The sequence below is a fragment of the Bacteroides sp. AM41-16 genome, assembly GCF_003603495.1.
Taxonomy (GTDB): domain Bacteria; phylum Bacteroidota; class Bacteroidia; order Bacteroidales; family Bacteroidaceae; genus Bacteroides; species Bacteroides uniformis.
In genome coordinates this window covers 1-15081 of record NZ_QTNE01000001.1, presented here as the reverse complement: position 1 = coordinate 15081, position 15081 = coordinate 1, and the positions used below count along the sequence as shown (strand labels likewise).

The window sequence follows — 15081 nt, the reverse complement described above, 5'->3', positions numbered from 1 at the left end:
AGAAGGAATTTTTACCGGAAAAATTTCTACTTTTGTACCGTTTAACTATACTCGTCAAGAATAGAAAGACAATTGCCCTCGCAAGAGTATACAAACCTAAACACTTAACAAAAGACTATTATGCGTATTATTTTCTGTCTGATGGTTTTCTTGTTCATAGGAAAGAACACGATGCTGGCACAGCAGCTGTCCTCATTCGTAGAATATGGAGCAGCCCTGCATACCGGTGACAATACTCCTCTTTGGCAGGTCAGCAACCAGCAAGGACTCACTTCGCTCGACAACAATACTTACATACGTGGAGGAATATCCTACAAACACCAACTTGGAAAATGGAAGTTTGAAGAAGCACTGGATTTGGTTGCAGCAGCCGGATTCAGCATGACCTCCTTCATTGTACAGCAGGCTTACGTAGACATCCGTTACAAGTGGTTTGGATTCTTTGCCGGAAGCCGGGAACAGAATTCTCCATTGCTGAATCAAGAGCTGAGCAGTGGCGGCATGACCTGGTCGGGTAATGCGCGTCCCATCCCACAAGTACAGATAGGCATACCCGAGTATGTACAGTTGCTACCCCGTTTAGGCCTGAAAGGAGAAATCTCGTACGGATGGTTTACAGATAACAAATACCAGCGGGAGCAAGTCGGAGAAAAATACTGGTACACCAAGAGTATCAAATACCATCATAAAGAAGGGTTCCTGCGTATCGGTATACCCAAAGGAAAATGGCAACTGGAACTCGGAATGACCCTCGACACCCAATTCGGAGGATACAAGATTGGAGGTTCCGAATCGGGAGACTTGGGCAACGGATGGAAGGATTACGTACGCGTATTCTTCCCCGGCCACGGGCGTGAGGACGGACCGGTAGGTGAACATCTGGCTTTCCAAGGCAATTTTCTGGGTAGCGAATATATCAAAATGACTTATCGTCCTAAGGAAGATTTCTCCATCAGCGCCTATCTGGACAATCATTTTGATGACTTCTCCGCCATGGCCAAACTCAACGGTTGGGATGGCTTATGGGGTGTGGAATATAAATCCAACCATAGACAAGCCATCAACGGAATCGTTATCGAATATCTCCAGACTACCAATATGAGCGGTCCACTGCACGGTTTGCAAAATTCTGTAGTAGGTAAGACCGGAGGAGCCGACAACTACTACAACAACGGTTACTACCCAGGATGGGCACATTGGGGTATGGCGATAGCCAATCCGTTGATAGCATCGCCTATCTATAATAAGGATGGCGATATGAGTTTCAAGTACAATCGCGTTAAGGCCCTGCATCTGGGATGGAGCGGCGACATCAGCAGTGAGTGGAGATATGTGGCAAAATTGTCCCACAACAGAACTTGGGGAACTCCTCATCGTCCAATACCCGATATATTAGAAAATTTTTCTACTTTTGCATCGTTTTACTATATTCCCCGTAAATGGAAGGGCTGGTGCTTCAACGCGTCCCTTGCATTGGATATGGGAGAGATATATGGAGACAATTTTGGATTCCAACTGAAAGTACATAAAACATTTTAAGAAAATGAACTACATACAAACAGAGATTGACGGCGTATGGCTGATTGAGCCGAAAGTATTCCATGATGCCCGCGGATACTTTATGGAAGCATTTAAGGAAGAAGAGTTCCGTGCACATGTCGGAAACGTTCACTTCATCCAGGACAATGAGTCCAAATCCTCTTTCGGTGTATTACGTGGTCTTCATTACCAGAAGGGTGATTGCAGCCAGGCCAAACTGGTACGTGTCATTAAGGGAAAAGTGCTGGACGTGGCTGTCGACTTAAGAAAATCTTCTCCCACTTTCGGAAAGTATGTCAGTGTGGAGCTAAGTGAGGAGAACAAAAGACAATTCTTCATTCCGCGTGGTTTTGCCCACGGTTTTCTGGTGCTGAGCGATGAAGCTGTCTTTACATACAAGGTAGACAACGTATACGCACCACAATCCGAGGCATCCATCCGTTTTGACGACGAAGCCATCGGTATTGAATGGCCCGTTGCTACGGAACAGCTTCTATTATCAGATAAAGACGGACATGCCGTATCGTTCAAGGATGCGGTCTATTATGAATAAAATATGAAAATAGCCATTGTCGGTACAGGATACGTCGGTTTGGTAACCGGAACCTGCTTTGCGGAAATCGGTGTCAACGTTATTTGCGTAGACACGAACAGTGAAAAGATAGAGTCACTGAAAAAGGGTGTTATTCCTATCTATGAAAATGGACTGGAAGAAATGGTTAGCCGGAATGTGAAAGCAGGACGCCTGCAATTCACCACGTCTCTGGAGAGTTGTCTGAATGAGGTGGAAGTGGTATTCAGTGCCGTAGGTACACCACCCGATGAGGATGGAAGTGCCGACTTGAGCTATGTGCTGGAAGTTGCCCGCACCATTGGACGCAATATGCAGAAATATGTGTTGGTGGTAACCAAAAGTACCGTTCCCGTAGGTACTGCCAGAAAAGTGCGGGCTACCATTCAAGAAGAACTTGATAAGAGAGGGATGAACATTGACTTCGATGTCGCTTCGAATCCCGAGTTTCTGAAAGAAGGTAATGCTATCAACGATTTTATGAGTCCCGACCGTGTAGTGGTGGGAGTAGAGTCCGAACGAGCCAAGAAGATAATGAGCAAGCTCTACAAACCATTCCTGCTGAACAACTTCCGTGTCATCTTTATGGACATCCCTTCTGCAGAAATGACAAAGTATGCAGCTAACTCCATGCTTGCCACCCGCATCAGCTTCATGAACGACATTGCCAATTTGTGCGAATTAGTGGGAGCGGATGTAAACATGGTGCGCAGTGGTATCGGTTCGGATACCCGTATCGGACGCAAGTTCCTCTATCCGGGGATAGGTTACGGCGGTTCATGCTTCCCTAAGGATGTAAAGGCACTGATTAAAACGGCTGAACTGAGCGGCTACAAGATGCGTGTACTCCATGCAGTAGAGGAGGTGAACGAGAAACAGAAGAGTATCTTATTCGAAAAGTTGCAGAAGCATTTCAATAATGATTTGGAGGGAAAGACCATTGCCATTTGGGGGCTGGCCTTTAAACCCGAAACAGATGACATGCGTGAAGCCCCGGCTCTGGTATTGATTGACGAGTTGCTGAAGGCCGGTTGTAAAGTACGTGCCTACGACCCGGCTGCCATGAACGAATGCCGACGCCGCATAGGAGAAAGTATTTATTATGCGACAGATATGTATGATGCCGCACTGGACGCAGATGCACTGATGCTGGTGACCGAATGGAAAGAATTCCGCCTGCCTTCATGGGCAGTCATCAAGAAAACTATGGAACAGCCGTTGGTATTGGACGGACGTAACATTTACGACAAGAAAGATATGGAAGAACAAGGTTTCACATATCATTGCATCGGAAAATAAAGTTGCAGAAAAAAGAAAAGAAATAAATAGGGACGTTATGACAATAAAAAGAAGTGCGATTCTCATTGTACTTGTTGTCTCATTGGCATCATGCAGCAACAGACAAAACGGGGAGGCTTCCGTCAAGGAAGACCTTACTGCAAAACAACTGTTGCAAGGCATCTGGGTGAACGATGAAACAGAAATGCCGTTGATGCGCATCGAAGGGGATACGGTATATTATGCTAACCCGCAAAGCGCTCCCGTATCTTTCAAGGTCGTTCACGATACAATCTACATATACAGCAATAAACCGGTGGCCTATAAGATAGACCGTCAAACGGAATACAGCTTCTGGTTCCACTCGCTGGCCGACGAAGTAATTAAACTGCATAAATCAGAGAATGCGGAAGATTCTTTGGTTTTCACCAGCCGGGAAGTAGAGGTCATTTCCACTACTCCGGAAGTGATAAAGAAAGACAGTATCGTAATATACAAGAATACAAGGTATAGGGGATATGTATATATCAACCCCTCAAAGATGAAGGTTTTCAAGACTTCCTATTCTGAAAATGGAATCAGTGTGGACAATGTGTATTATGATAATGTAATCCATATCTGTGTATACGAAGGGAAGAAGATACTTTACGGCCAGGACATCACTAAAAAGATGTTTGCGGATATATTCCCTGCCGAAATGCTGGACCAGGCCATTCTTGCCGATATGAATTTCATGGGTGTGGATAGTAAGGGGTACCATTATCAGGCAACCCTCGGCATACCCGAAAGTTCCGTATACAATTTGGTAAATATGATTATTGGTTTTGACAATACAATGAACATAGAAAAAGCGGAATAAATCCGCTTTTTCTATTTCTTTTCTTCACCACAATGTTTATTTCTTCTCGCCGCCATTCTGTGGACGTTTGGCTCTGGGCTTTCCACCTTTACTGTTGTTACGGCCGTTCTTGTTTCCTCCTGGCTTACGTCCGTTTCCATGGCCGCCCCGTCTTCCTCCTCCGTCAAATGCTCTCGGCTTGTATTCGGGTGCTTCACCCAGCTCTTCGGGAACCGGTATTTTATAGATGTCCCTATCCAGGAATTTTTCGATATTCTTAAAGCTACCTTGCTCCTTTTCGGAAACGAAGGTGATGGCTACGCCGTCATTATTGGCACGCGCCGTACGTCCGATACGGTGCACATAATCTTCACTGTCGTGGGGAACGTCATAGTTTATCACCAGACGGATGTCATCGATATCAATACCTCTCGCAACGATATCTGTAGCTACCAGGATATTGATACGTCCTGTCTTGAATTCGTACATCACTTCTTCGCGCTGTGCCTGCTCTAAATCGGAGTGCATTTCACCAACGTTCAGTTTCATCTGCTTCAAGGCTTTGGTCACTTCCTTCACTTTCAGTTTGGAAGAAGCAAAAATGATGACGCGTTCCGGCGTCTCCTCTGCAAAGAGGCTACGGATGATGCCCAGCTTCTGATTCTCGTAGCAGACATAGGCTGCCTGCACAATCTTTTCCGCTGGTTTGGAAACCGCCAACTTCACTTCGGCGGGATTGTTCAGAATGTTGCCAGCCAACTGTTGTATCTTGGCAGGCATGGTAGCAGAGAACATAATGGTCTGCCGCTCTTTAGGGAGAAACTTGACAATCTGCATAATGTCATCATAGAATCCCATATCCAGCATCCGGTCTGCTTCATCCAAAATAAAATAAGAGACACGCGAAAGGTCTACATAGCCAAGACTGAGGTGGGCTATCAGACGTCCCGGAGTGGCAATGACAACATCTGCACCCAATGTCAAACCTCTTTTCTGCTGTTCGAACAGAACTCCGTCATTACCGCCATACACTGCCACACTGGAAACCGGCATGAAGTAGGAGAAGCCCTCCATCTGCTGGTCTATCTGTTGTGCCAACTCACGGGTAGGAGCCATGACAATGCAATTGATAGCATCGGCAGGGTGTCCACCTTCTGAAAGCTTGTTCAATATAGGCAACAAATATGCAGCTGTTTTTCCCGTTCCGGTTTGTGCCACCGCTATTAAATCTCGGCCTTCAAGTATAACGGGAATTGATTGTTCTTGTATGGGGGTGCACTCTTCAAAGCGCATGGCATCCAGTGCCTCCAGCACATTGCCATTCAAATGTAGTTCTGAAAACTTCATGTATCTCTTTTAAATTTGAGCACAAAGATAGGACTTTTTTTTGAATGTACTAATGAATTAATGGATATCAATGTATGAATCCTTGAAACCTAAGAAGTAAAGTACCCCGTCCAAACCAATGGTGTTGATGGATTGCTTGGCATTGGCAACTACTTTGGGCTTTGCATGGAAAGCGATTCCAAGGCCGGCAATTCCCAGCATGGGCAGGTCGTTGGCACCGTCGCCTACAGCAATAGTCTGCGCAATATCCACTTTCTCCACCTGAGCTATCAAACGCAGCAACTCTGCCTTACGCTTACCGTCGACTACATCACCGAGATAGCGGCCGGTCAGTTTGCCATCCTCTATTTCCAGCTCGTTGGCATACACATAGTCTATACCGTACTTCTTCTGGAGGTACTGCCCGAAGTAGGTAAACCCTCCCGAAAGAATAGCTATCTTGTAACCGTATTTCTTCAAAACATACATCAGGCGATCCACACCTTCCGTAATGGGAAGATTTTCTGCAATTTCCTGCATCACGGACTCATCCAATCCTTTCAGCAAAGCCACTCGTTCGCGAAAGCTCTCAATGAAATCTATCTCACCACGCATGGCACGTTCGGTAATGGCCTTCACCTGGTCGCCCACACCCGCACGTATGGCCAATTCATCAATTACTTCTGTTTCAATCAGCGTAGAGTCCATATCGAAGCAAATGAGGCGGCGCATCCGGCGGTACATATTGTCCAACTGGAAAGAGAAATCCATTTCCAGTTCGGTTGCCAGTTTCATCAACTGCTCTTGCATGGCAATACGGTCTTTCGGAGTGCCACGAACGGAAAATTCGATGCAGGCGCGTGTACGCGATTCGCATTCGTCCAGCGGGATACGCCCTGTAAGGCGCTTGATGGCATCGATATTCATGCCTTGCTCTGCAAGAATACGGGTAACGGCAGATATTTGACGGGCAGACAACTTACGCCCCAATAAAGTAAGAATATAGCGGTTCTTTCCCTGCATATTCACCCAATCCTCGTACTCTTTGGTAGTAATGGGGTAGAAACGGACAGTCACTCCCAGGGAGGAAGCCTTGAAAAGCAGTTCCTTCATAATGAACCCCGAGTGTTGTTCTTCCGTCTTGCACAAAATGCCCAACGAAAGAGTATTGTGAATATCTGCCTGGCCAATATCCAGAATGGTAGCATCGTATTTAGCCAGAATTTCCGTTACGGAAGCTGTCAGTCCCGGACGGTCTTCACCCGTAATACGTATCAGGATGAGTTCAGTGTTCAATGGTTGCATAAGTCATCTTTTTGATAGAATAATAGGCTACAAAAGTAAGGAAAATTCCCGCTATTTATGCTAAATAACATAAAAATATGACTTTAAAAAGTAAGAAAAATGCTTGTTTATTTGGAAGTTTGTTTAGGAATTAGTTACCTTTGCACCCGATTTCAGAATTAAAAGCTTTGATTATCAGTATCTTTATCACTATTCAAGGCTTTGACAAGACGATGTTCCGGGAAGAAATCACTGTTGAAGGACAGTCCCGGATAGTATTAACCAAAACCGTGCCGCATGAAATATGCAAAATGGATTTTTGTTGTATTACTAATAAGTTCCTTGACTTCTTTTGTAGAAAAAGACAAACCTACCGGAGGTTTGAATGTGGGTGACATGGCCCCGGATTTCAAAATCCAAACCATGTCGGCAGAGCAATCCCAAACCGAACTTTCAGACTTGAAAGGAAAGTATGTATTGCTCAGTTTTTGGGCAAGTTACGACGCGCAGTCCCGGATGCAAAACGCAAGTTTGAGCAATGCGCTTCGCTCTACTGCCCGCAACAATGTGAAGATGGTTTCAGTTTCATTCGATGAGTATCAGTCAATCTTTGAAGAAACCATCCGTAAGGACCAAATAGTTACGCCCACTTGTTTCGTGGAAACTAAAGGCGAATATTCCGGCCTCTTTAAGAAATATCGCTTAGGCCGCGGATTCACTAACTATTTACTGGATGATAATGGTGTAATTATTGCCAAAAACATCTCTGCTGCAGAACTTTCCGCTTACTTGAATTAAGCTTGCTGATGCCCGGTGCATACAACAGCAACTTAAAAAACCTGTAAGACGAAAGTGAGGGTGTTCCCTAGAAACCGACGTCTCTTTCCGGCAAAAAAGGGAACAGAACAAAAGAGGAAAATGAATACAACAAAAAGCCCCTCCCGCACTTGTACAACGCAAAAGTGGGAGGGGCTTCTTATTTTAATGGGCTTCCAAAGACAAACATCCTAAACCTCTGCTTTAGTACGCCAAACCTCAACTTGAGCAAGCTGAAGTAGAGGTTTAGAATGCTTATTTCGGCGCTTTCCTATATAGATAGAATGCAATGAAGGCATACATTATATTCGGTATCCACACAGCGATGACCGGAGGCATGTTGCCGTTCACGGCAAATGTGGAAGCAATGGTCTGAAACAGAATATAAGAGAAACTCAATGCCAAGCCTATACCTAAATGCAATCCCATTCCACCTTTCGTTTTCTTGGAAGACAAAGACACTCCAATCAGCGTCAGGATAAAGGAGGCAAACGACATGGCAATGCGTTTGTGGTACTCTATCTCAAATTCCTTAATGTTGGCAAAGCCGCGTTGCCGCTGCCTGTTGATGTACTCGCTTAGCTGAGGGCTGGTCAACATCTCCTGCTGGTTCTTCATAATCAGGAAGTCGGCAGGCTCCATAAAAAGGGTAGTGTCTATGCGGTCACCCTTCGTGATACTCTCCTTCATGCCATCCATCTGGCGAATCATATAATCCTTGATTTTCCACTTATGCACGGCCGTCGTGTCGTAGGTAATGGAACGGGCTGTAAGGTGGGAGACCAGTTGCTTGTCATTGAACTTGTCCAAAGAAAAGCGATAACCGGTCTTGCTGTAGTCTTCAAAACGTTCGATATAGGCAATTACCCCCGAATCCACTTCCAGCTGGATGTTCCGTGCCGTATTCGCCTTACGGGGTTTGTAGTACTTGTCCTCAAAATTGATACGTGTCACACTGCCTTTGGGAATGACATAGGACCCGAGGCAGAATGTTACTACCGCAATGATTGCTGCAGACACCATGTAAGGACGCAACATACGCTTGAAGCTCATTCCCGTAGAGAACATGGCAATAATTTCCGAGTTCTCCGCCAGTTTGGAAGTAAAGAAGATTACGGCGATAAACACGAACAGCGGACTGAACAGATTGGCAAAGTAGGGGATGAAGTTCAGATAATAATCAAAGACAATAGCATTCCACGGCGCTTCATGAGACATGAAGCGGTCCATCTTCTCGTTGAAGTCGAACACCACCGCAATGGAGATAATCAATGCAATGGCAAAGACATATGTACCCAGGAACTTCTTAATAATGTACCAGTCCAGCCGCTTCAGGAATTTACCTCTCGGCAGCTTTATATTCTTCCATATCCTCCAGTTCATTTTTCTCATAATCTTGTCGATACGCGTTTCACCATCATCGGTTTCCAGGTAGCAAAGTCGCCTGCAATGATATGCTTACGTGCCTCGCCTGCCAGCCACAGATAGAAAGCCAAGTTGTGGATAGATGCTATCTGCATGGCAAGCAGCTCTTGTGCATGGAACAGATGGCGCAAGTATGCCTTGCTGTACATGGTATCTACGTAGGAGGCACCGTCTGCTTCAATGGGAGAGAAATCCATTTCCCATTTTTTGTTGCGCATGTTCATGATGCCGTCCTTGGTAAACAACATGCCGTTGCGTCCGTTGCGGGTAGGCATCACACAGTCGAACATATCGACACCGCGTTCAATGCCTTCCAGGATGTTTACCGGGGTCCCGACTCCCATCAGATAGCGAGGCTTGTCTTTGGGAAGAATACCGTTCACCAGCTCAATCATCTCGTACATCTTGTCTACAGGCTCGCCCACAGCCAGACCGCCAATGGCATTACCGTCAGCACCTTTAGAGGCGACAAACTCTGCCGACTGCTCGCGGAGGTCGCGATAGACGCAACCCTGCACAATGGGGAATAAGGATTGCTGATAACCGTACTTAGGTTCCGTTTCATTGAAACGCTTGATACAGCGGTCCAGCCAGCGATGTGTCAATCCCAGTGATTTTTTGGCATATTCGTAGTCCGAATCCCCCGGAGGACATTCATCAAAGGCCATCATGATGTCTGCACCGATAGTCCGTTCTATATCCATCACCTTCTCCGGCGTAAAGATATGCTTGCTACCATCGATGTGCGAACGGAATTCCGCACCTTCTTCGCGCAACTTGCGGATACCGGACAACGAAAATACCTGGAAGCCGCCACTATCTGTCAGCATAGGACGGTCAAAGCCGTTGAACTTATGCAGTCCACCGGCTTTTTCTATCACTTCCAGTCCCGGACGCAGATAAAGATGATAGGTATTACCCAATATAATCTGCGCCTTTATATCCTCTCTCAGCTCAGGCAGATGCACGCCTTTCACTGTTCCCACTGTACCTACCGGCATAAAGATAGGTGTCTCAATCTGCCCGTGGTCAGTAGTAATCAGTCCGGCACGTGCATTGGTCTTGCTGTCTGTATATTGTAACTCGAATGTCATTCCTCTTTCTTTTCGGTCTTTTCTTTCTTTACGGACAAGTCGATGGCATCGGCTACTTTTTCATCAGTCAGCGCAATGGCAAACACTTCCTTAATATCTTTCACATAGTGGAAAGTCAGTCCTTTCAGATATATATCCTGTATCTCTTCTATATTCTTGCGGTTCTCGTCGCTCAAGATAATCTCCTTGATACCGGCACGCTTGGCAGCCAGTATCTTCTCCTTGATGCCTCCTACCGGAAGTACCTTACCGCGAAGTGTTATCTCTCCCGTCATGGCAAGATTGGCCTTCACCTTTTTCTGGGTGAGGGCAGAAGCGAGGGAGGTAGCCATCGTGATACCGGCAGACGGACCGTCTTTCGGAATGGCGCCTTCGGGCACATGGACATGGATGTTCCAGTTATCAAAAATCTCTTCGTCAAGATTCAGCAGGGAGGCATGCGCCTTGATGTATTCCAATGCCAGCATGGCCGACTCTTTCATTACATCACCCAAATTGCCGGTTAATGTCAAACGTCCACCCTTGCCACGGCTCAAGCTGGTTTCCACGAAAAGTATTTCACCACCTACGGCAGTCCACGCCAGACCGGTCACCACCCCTGCATACTCATTACCCTGATACTTGTCCCGGGTATATTCGGGTGCACCCAGGAATTCATACAAGTCTCCCGGTTTTATTTCGGTCTTCGCAAAATAACCGTCCGTAGCATATTGGCGTGCAGATTTACGGAGTATCTTTCCGATTTTCTTTTCCAGTTCGCGCACGCCGCTCTCACGGGTATAATTCTCTATAATGGCTTCCAGTGTGTTCTTCGGAATCTTGATATCATTCTTTTTCATACCGTTTGCCTCCAATTCCTTCGGAACCAGATGGCGGCGGGCAATCTCAATCTTTTCTTCCGTGATATAGCCGCTTACCTCAATCAGCTCCATACGGTCCAGCAACGGTCCGGGGATGGTATTCAGATTATTGGCAGTAGCGATGAACATCACTTTGGACAAATCATAGTCCACATCCAGAAAGTTATCATGGAATGTAGTATTCTGTTCCGGGTCGAGCACTTCGAGGAGGGCAGAGGAGGGGTCTCCCTGGCGGTCGGCACTCACCTTGTCTATTTCATCCAGAATAAATACCGGATTGGAGGAGCCTGCCTTTATCAGATTCTTGATAATCCGTCCCGGCATGGCACCGATATAGGTTTTACGATGACCGCGAATCTCAGCTTCATCATGCACGCCTCCCAGCGACATACGGATATACTTACGCTTCAAGGCGGCAGCAATGGAACGCCCCAAAGAGGTTTTTCCCACACCCGGAGGGCCATACAGGCAGATGATGGGTGATTTCATATCGCCTTTCAGCTTTAATACAGCAAGATGTTCCAGAATGCGTTCCTTCACCTTCTCCAAACCATAATGGTCTTTGTTCAGTGTCTTTTCTGCATTGACAAGGCTCAGATTATCCGTCGTATAAATGCCCCACGGCAAACTAAGCATCGTCTGCAGATAGTTCAGCTGCACGCTATAGTCGGGAGACTGGGGATGGGTACGTTCCAACTTATCCACCTCTTTCAGGAACGTAGCCTTCACCTCATCATTCCATTTGATGGTCTCCGCCTTCTTACGCATCTCCTCTATTTCCTGCTCTTGACCGCCGCCACCCAGCTCATCCTGAATGGTTTTAATCTGCTGCTGCAGGAAATACTCACGCTGCTGCTGGTCTATATCCTCACGTGCACGCATCTGGATAGACTCTTTGATTTCGGCAAGCTGCACTTCACGATTCAGAATCTCAAGCAGGCGGTAGGTACGCGCCCGCAAAGAGTCGATACGGAGCAGTTCTATCTTTTCGTCTTTCTTGAGTGGCAGGTTCGTACAGATAAAGTCTACCAAAAACATTGGATTGGTAATGTTCTTGATGGCAAATGCCGAATCCTGCGGAAACATATCGGATGACTTGATGTAGCGTACTGTCAAGTCTTTACACGCCTCTACCAATGCATGGAATTCCTTGTCATTCTTCTCCGGAAGTTCTTCATTCAGCGTAGCTATCCGTCCCTTCAGATAAGGAGTCGTATCCGTAATCTCCTTCAGTTCCATACGTTTGGAGCCTTGCAGAATGACTGTAGTTGTCTGGTCTGGCATTTCAAGCACACGTACTATCTTGGCAACTGTACCGATGGTATGTAAATCCTCAAACAGAGGTGTCTCTGTTTCAGCCACCTTTTGGCATACAACAGCTATATAAGAATTTTTCTTTTCTGCTTCACGCACCAATTTGAGGGAAGATTTTCTTCCTACAGATACCGGCATAAACACCCCAGGGAACAATACCATATTTCGGAGAGGCAATATCGGTAAAACCTCTTCTACCTCAATGTCCATCAATTGTTCTTCATTCCCCTCAAAATCAGCAATTACAGAGAAAGCGTTTCCGCTTCTATCTTCGACATCACTCAGGTAATTTCTTTTCTTCATTTCTTTCTTTTTAGTTTATGTCATATTGGCAGGCCAATAAAGCGCCTGCAAAGTTAAGCTATTTCTTCATAAATAAACGTTCTTCACCCTTTAAAAAGACAAAAACAGTGCCAATTTTATGACAAATATGCAGGCTTTGATTATTTTTGAGCCCAATTAAAGAAGATAAACATGCCAAAATCATCTTTTAAGTTTAAACAATTTACCATATTTCATGATAAATGCGCCATGAAGGTCGGCACAGATGGTGTACTACTTGGGGCATGGGCCCCGGCAGACAAAGCAAAGCGTATACTGGACGTTGGAACCGGTACCGGATTAATAGCCTTACAGTTAGCGCAAAGGAATCCGCATGCCCGGATTACTGCAATCGAGATAGATGCGGCTGCAGCCGGACAAGCCACAGAAAATGTATCTCACTCTCCATGGGCCGATAGAGTAGAGATCATATGTCATGATTTCCGAGATTATCAGCCGGAAAACAGATTTGACCTCATCGTTTCCAATCCTCCCTATTTTATAGATGCGTTGAAATGTCCTGACGAACAAAGGTGCACAGCACGGCATGCGGGCAATTTGAATTACGATTTACTGTTTCGTCGTTCGGCATCTTTGCTTGAAGAGCAAGGAGTCGTAAGCATCATTATTCCAGCGGAAGCTGAAAAAACGGTTGTGGATACAGCTTGGAACCATAAGTTGTTTCCATTGCATCGTGTGCAAGTCTTCACCAAGCCCGGAAAACCGTGCAGACGGGTATTGCTGAACTTTGGTTTTGAAGCAAAAGAGTGTAGAGAAGAGAAACTCTGTATTGAGGTGAATCACAATGAGTTTACCCCTGAATATGTAGCTTTAACGAAAGATTTCTATCTGAAAATGTAATTTTAATTGCATAAAACTTGCCTAAATGTTTGGTTGGTATCAGAATTGTTTTTACCTTTGCACTCGCTTTTCAGAAGTAAAGTATTCGGGGTGTAGCGCAGTCCGGTTAGCGCACCTGCTTTGGGAGCAGGGGGTCGTGGGTTCGAATCCCGCTACCCCGACTTAAATGAATAAGTTGTTGATTTTCAACAACTTATTTTTGTATATGGAAGCGTCCAACAAAAATAACTGTCTATTTAACTGTCTATTGAGTTAGTAAATCATCACCCTTAATTCAAAAAAACAGCAAAAATGGCAAGAAAGAAATCTGTATTTATCCTGCCCAAGCTAAAGGATTGTGGCGGAGATCTAACAAAAAAATGGTATGTGGAATATTCCTTGAGGGATCCACAAACCGGGGAGATGAAGCGGTTTCGGCATTATGAGGGCTTTGCGGAACTGGCAACGGAAAGTGCCAGGCGTGCCCATGCCGAGAAAGTGATATCTACAATCAAAAACAAGCTCAACAGTGGGGAGGATCCGTTCGCTGAAAACCATGTTACCTATCAAGACGAGCTTATGTATCAGGCCATGGTCAACAGATGGGGCAATAACAGCAAGGGTGCCGTCAGCATCAGAGTGCACATTTCAGAATTCCTCCAACTGAAAAAAGCCGAACTTGCGCATTCCTCCTATCAGACTTACTGTTCCAAACTGAGGATCTTCTGTGAATGGGTGGAAGCGGGGTGCTTGGCAAACAAGAACGTGCGTGTAATATCAGAAGAACATATACACAATTTTTTTTATCACATAGTCGGAACTGGACATATCAGTCGCAGGACAGTATTGAAATACAAGCAGTTATTGCATACTTTTTTCGATTACTTACTACACAAAAAGCTTGTTGTAGCTAATCCGGTCACCAATATACCTAATCTTGGCGAGAAAAGAGATGAAGCGGCAAGCCCAATTCCAGACAAGATCCGAAATATATTGATTGGCTATATGAGAGAGCACGACCCGCAACTCCTGCTATTATGTCAGCTTGAATACTATTGTGCAATCCGCCCGAAAGAATGCTTGTATCTGCAGATACGTGACATCAATCTGGAGACAGCATCCATTACCATCCGTCAGGATATCAGTAAGAACGGACTGACAGAAACAGTCAATATGCCAAGGCAGCTTTATGAAGTTCTTGATGACCTGCTGAAGATAGGCAACTATCCGGAAGACTGGTATCTTTTCTCTCGAGACGGCCAGCCAGGAAAACACAGACTTGGGAAAAATACCTTCAGATATAGATTTGACAGAATCAGGGATAAACTGGGATTAAGCAAAAGATACAAACTTTACAGCTTCAAACATACCGGTGGAGTAAAACTGGTCAATGCAGGAGTTAATACATGGGAAATACAAAAGCACTTCAGGCATAAATCAATTACTACTACAGAGAGATACTTGCAAAAAAGATTCGGGGTAAAAAGCTCCCTAATACAAGAGGATTTTCCCGATATGTAGATAATAAAGGCACTATAAAATATTTTGTGTAAATGTAAAATACGGGATTCAGTA

The 15081-nt window shown here is 45.4% G+C and carries 12 protein-coding genes and 1 tRNA gene; 8 read left to right on the top strand and 5 right to left on the bottom strand.

Features of this window, described 5'->3' with window-relative positions:
* The first annotated feature begins 120 nt into the window (after positions 1–120).
* The 4 genes from DW896_RS00070 to DW896_RS00055 are packed head-to-tail and all read left to right on the top strand — an operon-like array spanning position 121 to position 4247.
* A complete protein-coding gene (locus DW896_RS00070) occupies positions 121–1539 on the top strand; it encodes a capsule assembly Wzi family protein (protein WP_008664572.1) in 1419 nt (472 codons plus the stop codon).
* Positions 1540–1543: 4 nt separating this feature from the next.
* Entirely contained in the window at positions 1544–2092 is a 549-nt protein-coding gene (gene rfbC / locus DW896_RS00065) for a dTDP-4-dehydrorhamnose 3,5-epimerase (protein ID WP_008664570.1), read from the top strand.
* 3 nt (positions 2093–2095) lie between these two features.
* Entirely contained in the window at positions 2096–3409 is a 1314-nt protein-coding gene (locus tag DW896_RS00060) for a UDP-glucose/GDP-mannose dehydrogenase family protein (RefSeq protein WP_005825480.1), read from the top strand.
* Between the two features lie 37 nt (positions 3410–3446).
* Positions 3447–4247: a DUF4738 domain-containing protein gene (locus DW896_RS00055; RefSeq protein WP_117887838.1), complete on the top strand. Its 801-nt coding sequence runs from the start codon at positions 3447–3449 to the stop codon at positions 4245–4247.
* 36 nt (positions 4248–4283) lie between these two features.
* Here DW896_RS00055 and DW896_RS00050 read toward each other — a convergent pair whose 3' ends face one another.
* Entirely contained in the window at positions 4284–5573 is a 1290-nt protein-coding gene (locus tag DW896_RS00050; RefSeq protein WP_117887839.1) for a DEAD/DEAH box helicase, read from the bottom strand.
* 57 nt (positions 5574–5630) lie between these two features.
* Positions 5631–6857: a phosphoserine phosphatase SerB gene (serB, locus tag DW896_RS00045; RefSeq protein ID WP_005825474.1), complete on the bottom strand. Its 1227-nt coding sequence runs from the start codon at positions 6855–6857 to the stop codon at positions 5631–5633.
* A 276-nt stretch (positions 6858–7133) separates the two neighbouring features.
* Here serB and DW896_RS00035 point away from each other — a divergent pair, with 276 nt between their 5' ends.
* Positions 7134–7634, top strand: a complete 501-nt coding sequence (locus tag DW896_RS00035) for a thioredoxin-like domain-containing protein (RefSeq protein ID WP_005825473.1) — start codon at positions 7134–7136, stop codon at positions 7632–7634.
* Positions 7635–7907: 273 nt separating this feature from the next.
* Here DW896_RS00035 and DW896_RS00030 read toward each other — a convergent pair whose 3' ends face one another.
* The 3 genes from DW896_RS00030 to lon are packed head-to-tail and all read right to left on the bottom strand — an operon-like array spanning position 7908 to position 12648.
* Entirely contained in the window at positions 7908–9044 is a 1137-nt protein-coding gene (locus tag DW896_RS00030; RefSeq protein ID WP_005825471.1) for an LptF/LptG family permease, read from the bottom strand.
* Positions 9041–10171, bottom strand: coding sequence for a tRNA guanosine(34) transglycosylase Tgt (tgt, locus tag DW896_RS00025; protein ID WP_008664563.1), 1131 nt, complete (start codon positions 10169–10171; stop codon positions 9041–9043). The genes DW896_RS00030 and tgt overlap by 4 nt, the downstream gene beginning before the upstream one ends.
* Positions 10168–12648, bottom strand: coding sequence for an endopeptidase La (gene lon / locus DW896_RS00020; protein ID WP_005825468.1), 2481 nt, complete (start codon positions 12646–12648; stop codon positions 10168–10170). Before lon ends, tgt begins: the two co-directional genes overlap by 4 nt.
* Before the next feature lie 171 nt (positions 12649–12819).
* Between lon and DW896_RS00015 the strand changes: the two genes are divergently transcribed.
* The 3 genes from DW896_RS00015 (at position 12820) to DW896_RS00005 (ending at position 15027) form a co-directional block, all read left to right on the top strand.
* Entirely contained in the window at positions 12820–13527 is a 708-nt protein-coding gene (locus DW896_RS00015) for a tRNA1(Val) (adenine(37)-N6)-methyltransferase (RefSeq protein ID WP_008664560.1), read from the top strand.
* Positions 13528–13613: 86 nt separating this feature from the next.
* Positions 13614–13688: transfer RNA gene (locus DW896_RS00010), tRNA-Pro, on the top strand.
* A gap of 130 nt (positions 13689–13818) precedes the next feature.
* Positions 13819–15027, top strand: coding sequence for a site-specific integrase (locus tag DW896_RS00005; RefSeq protein ID WP_119992640.1), 1209 nt, complete (start codon positions 13819–13821; stop codon positions 15025–15027).
* Positions 15028–15081: the final 54 nt, after the last annotated feature.